The organism is Pseudoalteromonas nigrifaciens, from assembly GCF_002221505.1.
Taxonomy (GTDB): domain Bacteria; phylum Pseudomonadota; class Gammaproteobacteria; order Enterobacterales; family Alteromonadaceae; genus Pseudoalteromonas; species Pseudoalteromonas nigrifaciens.
The window spans coordinates 3,412,141-3,428,806 of sequence record NZ_CP011036.1; the positions used below are offsets into that span (position 1 = coordinate 3,412,141).

The 16,666-nt window shown below is 41.7% G+C and carries 10 protein-coding genes; 6 read left to right on the top strand and 4 right to left on the bottom strand.

All coding sequences use genetic code 11. The annotated features are described in order from the left end of the window. The 6 genes from hemB (at position 1) to istB (ending at position 10,146) form a co-directional block, all read left to right on the top strand. The gene (gene hemB / locus PNIG_RS16125) at positions 1-1,011 is read left to right on the top strand and encodes a porphobilinogen synthase (protein ID WP_011329560.1); all 1,011 of its coding nucleotides are present in this window, start codon (positions 1-3) and stop codon (positions 1,009-1,011) included. 128 nt (positions 1,012-1,139) lie between these two features. Then, the gene (locus PNIG_RS16130; protein WP_089368881.1) at positions 1,140-3,860 is read left to right on the top strand and encodes an ExeM/NucH family extracellular endonuclease; all 2,721 of its coding nucleotides are present in this window, start codon (positions 1,140-1,142) and stop codon (positions 3,858-3,860) included. Positions 3,861-4,115: 255 nt separating this feature from the next. Beyond that, positions 4,116-5,723, top strand: coding sequence for a glucan biosynthesis protein G (locus PNIG_RS16135; protein ID WP_089368882.1), 1,608 nt, complete (start codon positions 4,116-4,118; stop codon positions 5,721-5,723). Further along, a complete protein-coding gene (gene mdoH / locus PNIG_RS16140) occupies positions 5,695-7,656 on the top strand; it encodes a glucans biosynthesis glucosyltransferase MdoH (protein WP_089368883.1) in 1,962 nt (653 codons plus the stop codon). Before PNIG_RS16135 ends, mdoH begins: the two co-directional genes overlap by 29 nt. Positions 7,657-7,907: 251 nt before the next feature. Next, the gene (gene istA / locus PNIG_RS16145) at positions 7,908-9,401 is read left to right on the top strand and encodes an IS21 family transposase (RefSeq protein ID WP_089368256.1); all 1,494 of its coding nucleotides are present in this window, start codon (positions 7,908-7,910) and stop codon (positions 9,399-9,401) included. After that, on the top strand, positions 9,394-10,146 hold the full coding sequence (gene istB, locus PNIG_RS16150; protein ID WP_089368257.1) for an IS21-like element helper ATPase IstB: 753 nt from the start codon (positions 9,394-9,396) through the stop codon (positions 10,144-10,146). The genes istA and istB overlap by 8 nt, the downstream gene beginning before the upstream one ends. Positions 10,147-10,473: 327 nt before the next feature. On the opposite strand, the gene fusA is transcribed toward istB, so the two are convergent. From fusA to PNIG_RS16170, 4 genes are all read right to left on the bottom strand, one after another. Beyond that, on the bottom strand, positions 10,474-12,558 hold the full coding sequence (gene fusA, locus PNIG_RS16155) for an elongation factor G (RefSeq protein ID WP_089368884.1): 2,085 nt from the start codon (positions 12,556-12,558) through the stop codon (positions 10,474-10,476). 199 nt (positions 12,559-12,757) lie between these two features. Beyond that, complete coding sequence (locus PNIG_RS16160; protein ID WP_089368885.1) at positions 12,758-13,483, bottom strand: response regulator; 726 nt, start codon at positions 13,481-13,483, stop codon at positions 12,758-12,760. 15 nt (positions 13,484-13,498) lie between these two features. Beyond that, entirely contained in the window at positions 13,499-15,121 is a 1,623-nt protein-coding gene (locus PNIG_RS16165; RefSeq protein WP_089368886.1) for an ATP-binding protein, read from the bottom strand. Between the two features lie 12 nt (positions 15,122-15,133). Continuing rightward, the gene (locus PNIG_RS16170; protein ID WP_089368887.1) at positions 15,134-16,666 is read right to left on the bottom strand and encodes a tripartite tricarboxylate transporter permease; all 1,533 of its coding nucleotides are present in this window, start codon (positions 16,664-16,666) and stop codon (positions 15,134-15,136) included.

The window sequence follows — 16,666 nt, forward strand, 5'->3', positions numbered from 1 at the left end:
ATGGCCCAATCTGGTCTAGATCTTTTCCCATATACTCGCATGCGCAGAATGCGCCGCGATGATTTTTCACGCCGTCTTATGGCTGAAAACCAGCTTAGCGTTAATGATCTTATTTATCCGGTATTTGTACTCGAAGGTAAAAACCGTCGTGAAGCAATTGAATCAATGCCCGGTATCGAGCGCTTATCAATTGACTTACTGCTTATAGAAGCCAAAGAACTGGTTGAGCTCGGTGTGCCCGCCATTGCTATTTTCCCGGTAACACCGGCCGACAAAAAGTCATTACATGCTGAAGAAGCGTATAGCGATGATGGTTTAGCACAACGTACAGTACGTGCATTAAAAGAAGCATTCCCTGAGTTAGGTGTAATTACTGATGCCGCGCTAGACCCGTTTACCACCCACGGACAAGACGGCATTATTGATGAAAGTGGCTATGTAATTAACGACATCACAACTGACATACTAGTTAAGCAAGCACTGTCGCACGCCCGAGCAGGTGCTGACGTTATTGCCCCTTCGGACATGATGGATGGCAGAATTGCCGCTATTCGCGAGGCACTTGAAGCCGATGGCTACATTCACACTCGCATTATGGCTTACTCAGCTAAATACGCCTCAAGCTATTATGGCCCATTTAGAGACGCGGTAGGCTCTGCCGGTAACTTAAAGGGTGCTGATAAAAAAACCTATCAAATGGATCCAGCTAATTCTGACGAAGCCATTCGCGAGGTCGCGCTTGATTTGCAAGAAGGCGCCGACATGGTAATGGTTAAACCTGGCATGCCATATTTGGATGTTGTACGCCGAGTTAAAGATGAGTTTGGCGTGCCAACCTTCGCTTATCAAGTAAGTGGGGAATACGCTATGCACAAAGCTGCTATTGATAACGGCTGGTTAGCTGAAGAGGCCACTATCATGGAGTCGTTACTGGCGTTTAAACGTGCTGGCGCCGACGGCATTCTTACCTATTTTGCTAAGCAAGCTGCACAATACTTAGCTAAAAAGTAAGCCTTACAAGGCGGGCAACAAGCCCGCCTTACTTTGCATTTACAATCATTCACACTGAATATTATTTTTGTAATATTTATTCTCTAAACTAATATCCTATCTGGAATTATAAACGGGAATAATGACCAATGTTTAAAACAAAAATAACCCCATTAGCGCTTATTATTGCAAGCATTAGTGCATCAGCCTCTGCCGAACTGATAATTTCTGAATATGTTGAGGGAAGTGGCTTTAATAAAGCTATTGAGATTTATAACACATCATCCGCAGAGGTTTCTTTAAATGGCTACTCACTTAGCTTGTATTCAAATGGCTCTGGATCAGCCAGTGTAACTGAAGAGCTTACGGGGTTGCTTGCTGCAAACAGTACCTATGTTATTGTCACTTCAGACTCTAGAGCAAATGATGAGCTTAAATTAAAAGCTCAGCTATTTAGTGGTGCAGTTAACTTTAATGGTGACGACGCATTAGTACTAATGCAAGGCTCTAATGTTATTGACAGTTTTGGGCAGCGTGGGGTAAAAGAAATTTGGTCTGCCGGGGGCGTAACTACAAAAGATAAAACGCTACGCCGTAAGGAAAATATTCTTATTGGTCGGGCAACCCCTGACTCCACTTTTAACCCAAGTGACGAATGGCTACAATTTGATAAAAACGACTTTTCAGGGCTAGGTTTTTTTGGTATCGGCACAACACCTGAACCTGAACCAGAGCCACTTGAACCACTGATATGTGGCAACGATAAAACAACCATTAACGCCATTCAAGGTACTGGTGCTGCCAGCCCATTGGTTAATACTACAGTAGAGTTAGAAGGGGTTGTAACGGCCAACTTCCAAGGTGACAATCAGTTAAAAGGCTTTTTTATTAGCTCTTTACCTGTTGATGACGATACTAACCCACTAACCTCTGAAGGCATCTTTGTTTATTTTGCAGCAGCAAATGTGAGTGTAGGCGACCATGTGCGTGTACAAGGCAGTGTTGAAGAGTATTTCAATGCCACTCAAATTGGTAGCGTTACCCAAGTGGCCGTTTGCAATTCGGGTTTAACTGTATCAGCAACTAAAATCTCACTCCCAGTTACAAATACAACAGATTTAGAAGCATTTGAAGGCATGCTTATTACACTAGAGCAGCCATTAATAGTGACTAATAACTTTGGTTTAGGACGCTATGGTGAAATAGAGCTGGCAACCGAGCGTTTGTATCAAGGTACACAAGTTGCCCTGCCCGGTGATGCCGCCAACACACTTGAAGCGAATAACTTAACTAAAAGAATTCTTTTAGACGATGGCTCAACTTTACAAAATATTGAGCCAATTTACCCTATACCGGGTTTATCTGCCGAAAATACGCTACGCACTGGCGATACCGTTAACACTGTAACTGGGGTGCTTGCATATAGCTTTGATACTTATCGCATTCACCCTACCATAACACCGCAGTTTATCACTACCAATGCACGTAAAAATGCTCCCGAACTTCACGTAGATGCGGATCTAAGGGTAGCTAGCTTTAACGTTCTTAATTATTTTAATGGCGATGGTCAGGGGGCCGGATTCCCCACTAGTCGTGGTGCCGATAGTGAAGCTGAGTTTATTCGTCAAGAAGCTAAAATTGTTAGTGCTATTAGTGCAATACAAGCCGATGTTATTGGCTTAATGGAAATAGAAAACGATGGCTTTGGTGAGTTTAGTGCAATTGCTAGCTTAGTAAATGCGCTTAACGACTTTGACACAGCTAACCAGTATGCATTTGTTAATTTTGGCCTTGATAAAATTGGTAGTGATGCAATTACCACAGCCTTAATCTATCGTGTAAATAGAGTAGTAGAAGTAGGTAGTGCAGCAATCACCACACAACCTCCGTTTGACTTTGGAAACCGCCCACCAATTGCACAAAGCTTTAAAGTATTAGCAACAGATGAGGTATTTACCGCTGCAGTAGCGCACCTTAAATCAAAAGGTGGTTGCAGTAGCGCAACAGGAGCAAACCAAGATAAAAGTGATGGCCAAGCATGTTGGAATGAAACACGCGTTGCCGGCGCTAATGCATACGCAAGCTGGCTTAATAGCAAGCCAACCGGTATTGATGATGAGGATATTATTCTTATTGGTGATTTAAATGCCTATGCCATGGAAGATCCTATTCGTGCATTTGCCGACAATGGCTATAAAAATGCAGTTGCAGAGCTTGATGGTAATACCCTTGGCTACTCTTATAGTTTTTCTGGACGTGCGGGTAGCTTAGATTATGCCTTAGTAAGCCCATCATTATTAAGCAAAATAGTTGCAACGAATGATTGGCATATTAATGCCGATGAGCCCACTTTACTCGATTACAATGTCGAGTTTAAAAGTGATGCTCAACAATCAAGCTTATACGCAGCAGGCCCATATCGTGCATCAGATCACGATCCAATAATTGTTGATATAAAATCTGAGGTTATTTTAACACCTGAGGAGCAAACCCCAGTTATAGCAGCTAACCAGACATTTATTGTTAATGAAAATAGCCCTGTTGGTACTGTGATTGGCCAGTTAGCGTTTAGCGATCCAAATGCTAATGACTCTCCCGTTGTTAAATTTATTGTGTCGGGTAGCAATAGCGTAACTATTAACAACCAGGGTCAGATCGTGGTGACTGCTGAACTTGATTATGAACAACAAAGTCTTATTACTTTAGTTGTGCAAGCCCAGGATAGTGCTGACAATATATCATTAGAGCAAACAGTTACTATAAATGTTAATAGTGATGAGGCTCAAAATGATGACGATGACTCTGGCTCATTATTTTGGTTAACTATTTTTTTGGTACCTCTTACTTTATTTCGCAGGTTTAAAAGCTAAAAGCCAACACTATAATTGTTAAAAAGCCGCTGTTGCGGCTTTTCTCTTTTTACACAAATGTAATTCAGACAAGCTTCAGTAAACTTTGTGTACTATCCGTACTAAATCTACTCACTCTCGTATTTAGCCTGTAAACAACAAAGCATACTTGAGCCTTTTTATACGTTTATTATTAAAAGTACCAATGAAACAAATTAATAAATCGATATTAATCTTAACTGTAAAAATAAGTCATGTTTTTATAAAGGAACGAAAATGAAAGCACCAATTCACCTAATATCAACATGGAAAAAAGCCTCAGTACCATTACTTAGCTTGTTTCTTGTTTTTTCAGCTCAGCAAGCATTTTCCGCCACGCTTGACGTTGCCATCCCGCAAGACAGTTTATTTGATGTGATCAGCGCCCGCGCTCAAAAATTAGCGAGTGAGGAGTATATTGCCCCTAAAAACATCGAGCTAGATGCGCTAAATAATATTGAGTATCAAGATTATCGCTCTATTCGTTTTAAACAAGACAAGTCAATGTGGAAAGGTGAAGGTCTTTACGAGCTACAGTTGTTTCACCCCGGCTTTTTATATAAAACACCAGTAACAATTAATACAGTTGATAGCGATTCTAAACTTAGCCGTTTGCCGTTTAGTACTGACTTTTATCAGTACGATGGTACTGCAGCACCTTTAAAAGATGAAATAGCCAAGAGTGTTGCCAATAAACAATTAGGCCATGCTGGATTTAGGCTGCATTACCCAATTAATACCACTGAGTACAAAGATGAAGTAATGGTGTTTCAAGGTGCTTCTTATTTTAGAGTTGTTGGGCCTAATCAAGTGTATGGCCTATCGGCGCGAGGGTTAGCAATTGATACTGCTGAAGCGTCTGGTGAGGAGTTTCCTGTGTTTAAAGAGTTTTGGCTAGTAAAACCACAGCCAGAACAAACTAACATTATCATTTTTGCACTGCTTGATAGCCCATCGGTTGCCGGCGCTTATAAGTTTAGTATTGACCCTACCACCAACACCAGCGTTAAAGTAGATATGCAAATTTTTGCCCGTAAAGACGTGAAAAAATTAGGCGTAGCACCACTAACAAGCATGTTTTATCACGGCGAAAACAGCACTAAGTTTTTTGACGATTACCGCCCAGAAGTGCATGACTCAGACGGACTGTTAACCCAATCTCAGGATAACAACTGGATTTGGCGTCCGCTTAATAATCCGTCGCAACTTAGCGTAACCTCTTTTTCATACGAGAACCCTAAGGGATTTGGCTTAGCGCAACGTGATCGTGAATTTAATAATTACTTTGATATTGAAGCGCATTATCACAACCGCCCTAGCCTGTGGATAGAGCCTGAAGGTGACTGGGGAAATGGTCGAGTAGAGCTGGTAGAAATACCGACAGATACAGAAACAAACGACAACATAGTGAGCTACTGGGTACCTGAAAAACCATTTAAAGCAGGCGATTCGTTAAAGCTAAGCTATAAAATGACCACCTTTAATGCTTACTTAACTCAGCATGATAAGGCACGCGCAGTTCGCACTCGCATTGGTAGCGCGGCATTACCGGGTGAAGATAATCCGCCACCTAAAAGCCATCGCCAATTTACGGTTGATTTTGCTGGGCCTGATATAAATAAGCTTTCAGAAAAGTTAAATTTAAATGCCGACATCCAATTAACAACGGGTGAGGTTAGAGATGTAACTGTGCAAAAATTACCTGATTCATTAGGCTGGCGAGTTGCTTTTAAAATAGCTCCACAAAACGGTAAACCTGTAGACATGCGCTTATCGTTAAAGCTGCATGATAAAGAAATTAGCGAGGTATGGAGTTATGTTTGGTATCCAAATGACATCAAGTAAACAAACCACCAAAATATCTATGCCCTTTAAGGCACTTCGTATTTGGTTATTTGCCATTGCCGCAATTGGTATATCTGCGTATGGCATCTCTATTATGTTTGAAATTTTAAACTCAAATGGTATGACACCACTTGAATATGCTTTGCTGGCATTATTTTCAATTACCTTTGCATGGATTGTTACCGCATTTTGTAGTGGTACTATAGGGTTTGTACTGCAGTTACTGCGTATTGATCCGCTTACCCTTAGGCGCATAAAACCTATAAAGCTTGATAGTCAGGCATTTTCTCAGCAAAAAACTGCCATAGTAATGCCTATTTATAACGAAGATACACACCGCGTTATTGCAGGCTTTGAAGTGAGCTTACAGTCATTAAAAGAGACTGGGGAATTAGCCAACTTTGATTTTTATTTACTCAGTGATACACAAGATCCAACAATAGCTAAAAATGAACTAAGTGCTTGGCATGCTTTGTGTGAGCGCCTAGGCGAGACATCAAAGCAGTTGTTTTATCGTCGCCGCGAAGATAATAAACACCGTAAAGTAGGTAATTTAACCGACTTTTGTGAGCGCTGGGGAAGCCAGTACGATCATATGATTGTGCTTGATGCCGACAGCGTTATGACAGGTAAATGCATGCTAGAGCTAACGGCAAGCATGATTAACAACCCGCAAGTAGGACTTATTCAAACCATTCCTATTCCGGTACGCCAAGATACCTTTTTTGGTCGTTTTTTACAGTTTGCTTCGGTACTTTATAGCCCTATGCTGGCAACAGGATCGGCATTTTGGCAAACCGATAAAGCAAACTACTGGGGCCATAATGCCATAATTAGAGTAAGCGCATTTATTGACTGCTGTGGTTTACCCACACTTAAAGGCAATGCTCCTTTTGGTGGTGAAATACTCAGCCATGACTTTGTAGAAGCATCATTACTACACAGTGCAAATTGGGAAGTATTACTACTTGCAGATATTGAAGGCAGCTATGAAGAAGTCCCAAGTAATATTTTAGATTATGCCGTGCGCGACAGACGTTGGGTACAGGGTAATATTCAACACATTGGATTACTCCCGTCACCAAAGTTAAAGCTGATGAGCAAATTTCACTTTTTACTTGGCGCTACCGCTTATATTTCGTCATTAATATGGTTACTTATGCTCGCGTTAAGTACGGTTGATGCCGTAACACGTGCTTTAAATAGCGACGTTTATTTTAACCGCGCTTATCAATTGTTCCCTACTTGGCAAATAGCTAAAACCGATTTAATTGATGCTCTGCTCTATCTTACTATTGTTATTTTATTGCTACCAAAACTAATGGGTATAATCGTAACCTTGGTGCACAGAAAAAACCGCTTCGGTGGTGCTATTAAGCTTACGTTAGGCGCAATTATAGAAACAGTTTTTGCTATTGTCATGGCTCCATTAATGATGGTGTTTCATGCTTATTTTGTTGTTTGTGTGTTTTTAGGCAAAAAAGTTAAGTGGGATGCTCAACCACGAGAAGGCCGTATGGTGCCATGGAAAGAAGCGTTTAGTTATACGTTATTTTCTACTTTGGTCGCTATTGCTTGGGGTAGCACAGCGTATTACTTCACGCCGGTATTTTTTTGGTGGCTATCACCTATATTACTAGGTTTAGTACTAGCTGCACCTATAGTGCGTTATTCAAGCAGTATAAAACTGGGGGTTAAACTCAGAAAGCTAGGTATATTTATCTGCCCTAGTGAAGTAGATAACGATACCATGCTAGAGGCACTTAAAGTGCACCTTAAAGAGATTTCGGTACCCACCGCAGGGCAATACCCTTTAACTATACCCGCATTGCCAAAAGAGCACTTGGTTACCATGCCAATACAAAGCTTTAATAAGTCACGCTCGCCAAAGATGAAAGCGCTAAAAGAAAAGCTAATTAAAAAGCTTAGCTAGCGCCACACTTTAAAATAAAAAAGGAGCTACAAATAGCTCCTTTTTTATTGTCGGCAATTAGCTGTTTACACCTTTTTTATTAATTGTATTAAATTAGTAGCGTTTATAGGCAAAGGTATACCACTCAACAATAATATCATGGAGTATAGCGCATCATCTATTAAGCGACAATTACGGTGGCCGGTCTAGCGACAATTATCTTGGCCGGTTGATCTGATAAGGTTCGGTACAGCAGAACGGAGGAGTTCACTGTGCCGGGAACACGAATCACTGATCAGCAGGTCACTATTTATATGAAACATAGAAAACGTAATAGCCAAGTTATCGCGGCTGCGAAAGCAGGTATTTCTGAACGTTCAGCAAGGCGCATTGATAAACTGGATGAGCAGCCATTGTCTAATAAACGCCAATGGCGAACGCGTATAGATCCACTTGAGTCTATCTGGGACAGTATTGTTGTCCCTCTACTTCAAGGTGATGCAACGTTAACTCCGGTGGGAATTTTTGATCACCTTTGCGAGTTTCACACCGACAAATTTAACCCTAGCTCACGGCGTACATTAGAGCGTCGAATTCACAAATGGCGAGCACTGTATGGCTCAAGCAAAGAGGTCGTATTCCTGCAAACACACGAGTATGGCCTATTAGGCATGTGTGATTTTACACATGTGAAGTCACCCGTTACCATTGCTAGTGAACCCTTAAAGCATATGTTGTTTCATTATCGTATGCCCGCCAGTGGCTGGGCTTATGCCCAAGTGATTTACGGCGGTGAAAGCTTTGCTGCTTTTTCTGATGGCGTGCAAAACGCATTTAAAGCAGCCGGCGGTGTGCCTAAAGAAGTGCGTACAGACAGTCTGAGTGCCGCCTATCGTAATCACACTAATGATAACGATTTTACAGAGCGCTTTAATGAATTAGTCACCCATTATGGCTTTAAAGCGACCCGCAATAACCGTGGTATTGCGCATGAAAATGGGGCTATTGAGAGCCCTCATGGGCATCTTAAATCGCAACTGGAGCAAGCATTAAAAATCCGTGGTAGTTATGACTTTCAGACAAGAGAAGTCTATGAATCGTTTGTTGCCGACATTGTAGCTCGCCGTAATCGCCGTGTAAGTGATAAATACGCAGTAGAGCAGCGACAATTACATGCTTTACCACGGACGATGAGCGTCAATTACACCGAGCATTATCTAACGGTGTCACGTACGAGTACTATTTCGTTGAAACGTGTTACCTATAGCGTCCCGTCACGCCTTATTGGTAGCCGATTACTTGTTCGTTTATATGACAACCGTTTAGAGCTGCGCTATGGCAGCGATTTAGTTCAAACGTTAGCGCGTGTCTATGCTTCTAAAGGATGCCGTGCACGTAATATTAGTTACTTGCATGTTATTGACGCACTGGTTAAAAAACCATTGGCATTTCGCTACTCACAACTACGTGACGACTTACTTCCAAGCGACAATTACAAAGCTATTTGGGAATACGTTAATGCCCACCTTTTAGCGGATGAAGCGAGCTATTACATGGTGAAATTGCTCCATTTAGCGAAGCAAAGTGGGTGTGAACGTCAATTAGGACGATTTGTAGCAGCGTCAATTACTCAGCGACAATTACCGGCCATCCGAGAATGTGAAGCGCAATTTTTAGTGATTGCATCAAACATACCCACAATAACAATAAAGCAACACAGCTTGAGCGCTTATAGCAGCATGATACCGGGAGGTCTACATGGATAACTTCACGGCCTCGTTACCTTTAATGCTGAAACAATTAAAGCTTAGCACCATGCTTCAACAGTGGAATACTCTGGGCAAAAAAGCGATAGAAGAACAATGGAGCCCACAGCAATACTTATCTGAGCTGTGCCATATTGAACTTGCGACACGCGATGACAAACGCCTTCAGCGGCTTTTAAAAGATGCAAAATTGCCCGTGGGTAAACACCTTAGCAGCTTCGACTTTACCCTTGTTGATGGGGTTAGTAAGCCCCTTGTTGCTGATTTAATAAATCAGCCGGATTGGTTGAAGTACGGTGGCAATATATTGTTATTTGGCGCCAGTGGTCTTGGTAAAACGCATATCGCCAGTAGCATCGGTTATGGCCTTATCGAGCAGGGCCATAAAGTTAAGTTTGTTGCCGCGTCAGCGATTGTTCAACAACTCCAGCAAGCAAAGCGACATTTACGCTTGCAAGACGAACTTGTAAAGCTCGATAAATACAGCTTATTAATCGTTGATGACGTTGGTTACGTTCGAAAAACGGAACAGGAAACGAGTGTGCTGTTTGAATTGATAGCCCATCGCTATGAGCGACACAGCATGATCATCACATCAAACAAATCATTCGAACAATGGGATGAACTATTTGATGATTCAACGATGACTGTCGCGGCAATCGATCGCTTGGTTCATCATGCAACGATTATTCATTGCGAAGGTGAAAGTTACCGACGCAAAACAGCGCTCAATAAGAGCAAATAAAATTCGGTGTCAACCGGCCAAGATAATTGACGCGGAACCGGCCAAGTTAATTGACGCTAGATACATCATCGCAATACTCCTCACACTATATAACTTTTCATACACACAGCTAAGTTAATAACTCATTGGGCTCGCTGTAATCGTTATATTTAACGCCAAATTAACGCATGCTGGGCATTTACGCGCCGTTATTACCTAGCCTTAAAAGGAAACGCAATGCTGTAAATTTAACCTCGAAAGATAAGCACACCCTAATATATCAATTTTATTATGGGCAATAAAAAACCCGCAACATGTGCGGGTTTTTTTAAAGAGTTAAGGTGCTAATTACTTAGCAGCTTTTTTCTCTTTTTCTGCAGCGATTACAGCTTCAGCAACGTTATTAGGACATGGTGCGTAATGTGAGAACTCCATAGAGAACTGACCACGACCTGATGTCATTGTACGTAATGAACCGATGTAACCGAACATTTCTGATAACGGTACGTCTACTTTAATGCGAACGCCAGTTAAACCAGGCTCTTGGTCTTTCATCATACCACGACGACGGTTAAGGTCACCGATTACGTCACCTACATGATCTTCCGGCGTGAACACGTCAACTTTCATGATTGGCTCAAGAAGTTGTGCACCCGCTTTAGGGATAGATTGACGGAAAGCACCTTTAGCAGCGATTTCGAACGCGATTGCTGATGAATCCACTGCGTGGAAGCCACCATCAAAAAGCTCAACTTCAACGTCAAGTACTGGGAAGCCAGCTAGAACACCAGTGCCCATCATTGACTTAAAGCCTTTCTCAACTGCAGGCCAGAATTCTTTAGGTACGTTACCACCAACAACAGATGATTTAAACGTGAAACCAGAAGCAACTTCGCCTGGCTTAATACGGTAATCAATTTTACCGAACTGACCAGAACCACCAGACTGTTTCTTATGCGTGTAGCTATCTTCAATTTCTTTAGTGATAGTTTCACGGTAAGCAACCTGTGGTTGACCAACAATAAGGTCTACACCGTAAGTACGCTTAAGGATATCTACTTTGATATCTAAGTGAAGCTCGCCCATTCCTTTAAGAATAGTTTCGCCTGAATCTTCATCAGTCTCAACTTGGAAAGATGGATCTTCTGCAACCATTTTACCGATAGCAACACCCATTTTCTCATTACCGCCTTTATCTTTAGGCTGTACAGCAATCGAGATTACTGGAGTTGGGAATACCATTGGCTCAAGTGTTACTGGGTGCTTAGGATCACATAATGTGTGACCAGTTTGCACGTTTTTCATGCCTACGATAGCAATGATGTCACCAGCTTGTGCGCTAGCTAATTCATTACGGTCATCTGCTTGCATCTCAACCATACGGCCAACACGCTCAGTTTTACCAGTAAACGCATTAAGGATAGTGTCACCCTTGTTTAGTTTACCTGAGTAAATACGTACGAATGTTAACGCACCAAAACGGTCATCCATTATTTTGAATGCTAACGCTTTAAATGGTAGGTCTGTAGATACGATAGCGAATTCGCCGTTTTCATTACCTTCTTCATCCATAAGAGGTTGAGGATCAACTTCTGTAGGAGATGGTAAGTAATCAACAACTGCGTCAAGAATAAGCTGCATACCTTTGTTTTTGTATGCTGAGCCACAGTATGTTGGGAAGAAAGCAAGGTCACGAGTACCTTTACGGATACAACGCTTCACATCTTCAATTGAAGGGATTACACCTTCCATGTACGTTTCTAGTAGCTCATCGTCTTGCTCAACAGCAGTTTCGATAAGTAACTCATGGTATTCCTCAACTTGGTCAACCATGTCTGCAGGAACGTCTTCAATAGTGTAGTTTTCTGGAAGACCAGTCGCATCCCAAACATATGCTTGCTTGGTTAAAACGTCAACAACACCAACAAACTCATCTTCTCTACCGATTGGTAAAGTCATGATTAATGGAGTTGCACCAAGTACTTTTTGTACTTGATTAGTTACACGGAAGAAATCAGCACCCATACGGTCTAATTTGTTTACGAAAATAACACGTGCTACACCTGACTCATTCGCATAACGCCAGTTAGTTTCTGATTGTGGTTCAACACCACCAGAGCCACAGAATACACCGATGCCGCCATCTAATACTTTAAGTGAACGGTAAACTTCAACAGTGAAGTCAACGTGTCCAGGAGTATCGATAACGTTAAAACGGTGATCTTTCCAGAAACAGCTTACAGCCGCAGACTGAATAGTAATACCACGCTCAGCTTCTTGATCCATGAAATCTGTAACTGATGTGCCATCGTGCGTGTCACCACTTTTGTGGATTTTACCAGTAAGCTTTAGTATACGCTCAGTGGTGGTAGTTTTACCCGCATCAACGTGCGCGAAAATACCAATGTTTCTGTACTTCGATAAATCTGCCATTAGTTTACTCTTAATAAAGTCGAAAAATTATTCGGCCAGAGTATAACATCACTTAAAGCGAACATCACCATAGAAGTCGCTTAAAATGCAGCCAATTATATAAAAAAAATAATCCATCCTTTGAAATAGCTATTTTTTGTAGTGCGAGCGAGCGATCTATTTACCTAATGAGGCCTTACCTTACTCTGTACTCTTTATTTTATTGGCATATTTTATAGCAACGCTCTGGACGACCAATACTACCATAGCTTTGATCGGCTCTAACCTGTTCCGCTTCAAGCATATATTCTAGATATCGGCGAGCAGTCGATCGGCTTACACCCACTAAATCGCCCATTTGCTGAGCTGTAAATGCTGTTTCTTTATGTTCATTAAATGCAGTTATTATTTTTTTTAAGGTAAGCGAGTCGACTCCTTTGGGTAAGCGTGTTGTGGTGCTAACGCGCTCTTTTGAACCAAATAGAGTATCAACCATAGACTGCGTTACCTCAACAGCAGCCGAAAAACATTGTTGCCGAGCTTCAAAACGTGCCAGAGCTTGATCTAACCTACTTAACATGAGTGGTTTTACTAAAAAGTCACTGGCGCCTAACTGCATTGCTTTTTCGAGTATTTCCACTTCTTTTGCCGCTGTGAGCAACATCACTTCGCTTTTTATGTTTAAGCGGCGCAAATCACTCAATAAGTCTAAGCCGTTACCGTCGGGCAAATGAATATCAAGTAACACTAAATCTGGATTAACTGCCTGCAACAAAGCCTTTGCCGTAGCTAAGTTACCGGCAATGCCCACTACCTGATACTGCCCTTGCCTGAGACTTTGCTTGGGTGTGTTGTTTCCTGCAACACCATTGGGTAGCAGTAAATATTGTGCTAATAACTGCGCAACCTCTACTTCATCTTCCACTATCACTACTGAGTACGTCATGTTTTATTACTCTTATTATTTGGGGATATAAACACTGAGGCGCGCACCCAGTAGATCTGATTCACCTATTTCTAAACTCCCACCGCACGAATCTAAATTAGTTTTAACTAAATACAAACCAATTCCATGTTCCGCCCCCGACTTAGAGCTGTATTGTGGGGTAAATATCACATTATGATCAGGTCCTAAACCAAAACCGCTATCTTCTACATCAAAAAGTAGCGTTTTGCTGGTTTCATCAACCGTTACCCGCACTTTAGCAGCACGAGTATCTGATGCTCGAATGGCCGCATCAATCGCGTTGTCGATTAGGTTACCTAAAATAGATACCACCCGCTCTAAAATATCTTTGCGAGTTATTTCACCAAGCAAGCTATCAGGGTTAAGCGTTAACACCACATTTAACTCTCTTGCTTTATGGTATTTACCAACTAACAAACCTGCAAGCACAGGATCTTGTATTCGCTCTAACAAGTTATGTATTTGCGCCTGCGATCCTTGGCTTTCTTGACCTATAATTTCAATCGCTTGCTCATTTTTGCCCATTTGCACTAACGCCCCAATTAAATTGAGCTTATTTGAATAGTCATGAGTTTGCACTCTTAACAGCTCCGCAAACGCTTGCACTTTAGTAAGTTGTTGGCTTAAATATTCGAGTTCATCAGAGGGGCGCATACTAAGTAAAATGCCATCAGCTTGGCCTTGTACCTGCAAAGCAAAGCGCGATAATATTATTCGTTTATCGGCGGCAAATAGTTCAAACCCTACTATTTCACGTGACTGGTTACGCAGCAAAAATTCAGCATGCTCAGGAAGTAAATCAGCAAGCGTGAGGGGTTGGTGAGTATAAGCAAGAGGTTTATCTAAAATTTCGCAAGCACGTTGATTCAACTTACGTACATTCCCCTCGGGGTCGAGCGCAATTATACCGTTACGCACCGTATTTAAAATAGCATTTTGTTCTGAAAACAACCGCGCAATCTCATCTGGCTGTAAACCAAAAATAGCATTTCGCACCCGCTGACCAATATAAATAGCCACCACAATACTTAAGCCCACCACCACTAAGCCCCAAATTAAAATCTCAATACTGCGAGAACGTATAAGAGGGTCAATTGACTGTACTAAAAACCCGACCGATACCAAGCCTATTATTTGGTTATTATTCGAATAAACAGGCACCTTACCGCGAATTGACTCTCCTAAACTGCCACGGGCAAGCGAAATATAGCGCTCACCCTTTAATGCAGCTTGGCTATCGCCACCCACCATACGCTTGCCAATTTTCTTTTCATCAGGATGCACAATACGCAATGCATTTTCATCGCCAATAACAATAAAGTCGGCTCCAGTGAGTTGCCTTATTTCTTCTACTTCCTCGTTAATAGCCAATAAATCTTTTGGATTTTGCAGTGCTTTTATAACATCAACGCGTGAGGCTATACTGCTGGCAACGGCCAATGCTTTGTCGCCAATGTGACTATGTAAGCTTTGCGCCGTAAGCTGATACACCAACGCGCCAAACAACAATGCTTGTAATACACATAAACCGGTTACCCAAATAATTAGCCGAGTTTCTAGGCGTTTAGGTTTTTTAACCATATGTTGCAATGGGCTTAGCGGGTTGGTGTTTTTCATTTTATGACTCTGTTAAGCCTGCTCTTGAAGCGCAGCTTTATCTGCACGGCGCTGCATTAAGTAATCTTTTAACGGAAATAAAAGCACTAAAATTGAAATAACAAATATACTCAATGTAAGTGGGCGATCCCATAAAAAGCTCAATGAACCATCAGAAATCATCATAGAGCGACGGAAATTACGTTCTATCATATCACCCAAAATAAAACCGAGTAATAAAGGTGCCATAGGAAAAGCTAATAATCGTAATACCAACGCCACTAAGGCAAATCCCACCATCATAAATAAGTCAAAGGTATTAAAAGACACCAAATACACACCAATTAAGCTAAAGAACAAAATCATTACTGTGAGTACCGATTTGGGCATAGCTAATACTTTTGCAAAGTAAGGAATAAGCGGTAAGTTTAAAATAAGCAGCACTATATTACCAAAGTACATACTAACAATAACAGACCAAAAAACACTGGGGTTTTCTTGCATAAGCATTGGCCCTGGTTGTATACCATAGGCAATTAATGCCCCTAGCATAATAGCCGTAGTACCTGAGCCCGGAATACCTAGCGTTAACAAAGGTACAAATGAGCCAGTACATGCCGCATTATTAGCCGATTCGGGTGCAGCTAAACCACGTAATGAGCCTTTACCAAATTTTTCTTTTAAGCCTTTCGGTGCTAAGTTGCGCTCGGTTGCATAAGCCATAAAACTTGCAATAGTTGCGCCTGCGCCCGGTAACACACCGACAATAAAGCCCAAAATAGACGAGCGACCAATCACTGGCGCTATTTCTTTAATCTCGCTTTTAGTTAACTTAGTTGAACCTATTTGCGGCGTATCTGAATCGTTAATATTTTTGGCGTCTTTTTTCTCTGGTTTTACTACGTTAACTAACGCTTCTGCTAATGCAAAGGTTGCCATAGCCACTAATAAAAAGCTAATACCATCAAGTAAGTCCGCTTGGCCAAAAGTAAATCGGTCGGTGCCCGATGAAGGATCGATGCCAACAGTAGCAAGCATTAGCCCAAATACCGTCATCATCATCGCTTTTAAAAATTGTCCTTTATTAGAAAACGCTGCAATTGCGGTTAAGCCTAAAAACATCAGCACTACATAATCTGGTGATTGAAAACTCAGCGATACTTTAGCTAATAAAGGTGCGGCAACCATTAACAATATAGCGCCGATAGTGCCCCCTATAAAGGAGGAGTAGGCAGCAATTGCCAATGCTTTACCTGCATGGCCTTGTTTTGCCAGTGGGTAGCCATCAAAGGAGGATGCCACCGTACCCGCAACCCCTGGTGCGTTAATTAAAATAGATGAAGTAGAACCACCAAAAATGGCACCATAATAAACACCTGCCATTAAAATCATGCCTGAGTCGGCACCTATGCTATAAGTAATCGGGATCATTAATGCAATCGCAGTAATTGGCCCTAACCCCGGTAACATACCAATAAAAGTGCCCACTAGGCAGCCAGCAATCACATACATTAAATTATTAAAGTCGAGCACGGTCGACAAACCAAGCATAATTCCATCAAACAT

Excerpts from the sequence above, each read along its gene's own strand:
- hemB (WP_011329560.1), top strand. The coding sequence starts at position 1 with ATGGCCCAATCTGGTCTAGATCTTTTCCCATATACTCGCATGCGCAGA.
- PNIG_RS16130 (WP_089368881.1), top strand. The coding sequence starts at position 1,140 with ATGTTTAAAACAAAAATAACCCCATTAGCGCTTATTATTGCAAGCATT.
- PNIG_RS16135 (WP_089368882.1), top strand. The coding sequence starts at position 4,116 with ATGAAAGCACCAATTCACCTAATATCAACATGGAAAAAAGCCTCAGTA.
- mdoH (WP_089368883.1), top strand. The coding sequence starts at position 5,695 with ATGTTTGGTATCCAAATGACATCAAGTAAACAAACCACCAAAATATCT.
- istB (WP_089368257.1), top strand. The coding sequence starts at position 9,394 with ATGGATAACTTCACGGCCTCGTTACCTTTAATGCTGAAACAATTAAAG.
- fusA (WP_089368884.1), bottom strand. The coding sequence starts at position 12,558 with ATGGCAGATTTATCGAAGTACAGAAACATTGGTATTTTCGCGCACGTT.
- PNIG_RS16160 (WP_089368885.1), bottom strand. The coding sequence starts at position 13,483 with ATGACGTACTCAGTAGTGATAGTGGAAGATGAAGTAGAGGTTGCGCAG.
- PNIG_RS16165 (WP_089368886.1), bottom strand. The coding sequence starts at position 15,121 with ATGAAAAACACCAACCCGCTAAGCCCATTGCAACATATGGTTAAAAAA.
- PNIG_RS16170 (WP_089368887.1), bottom strand. The coding sequence starts at position 16,666 with ATGTTTGATGGAATTATGCTTGGTTTGTCGACCGTGCTCGACTTTAAT.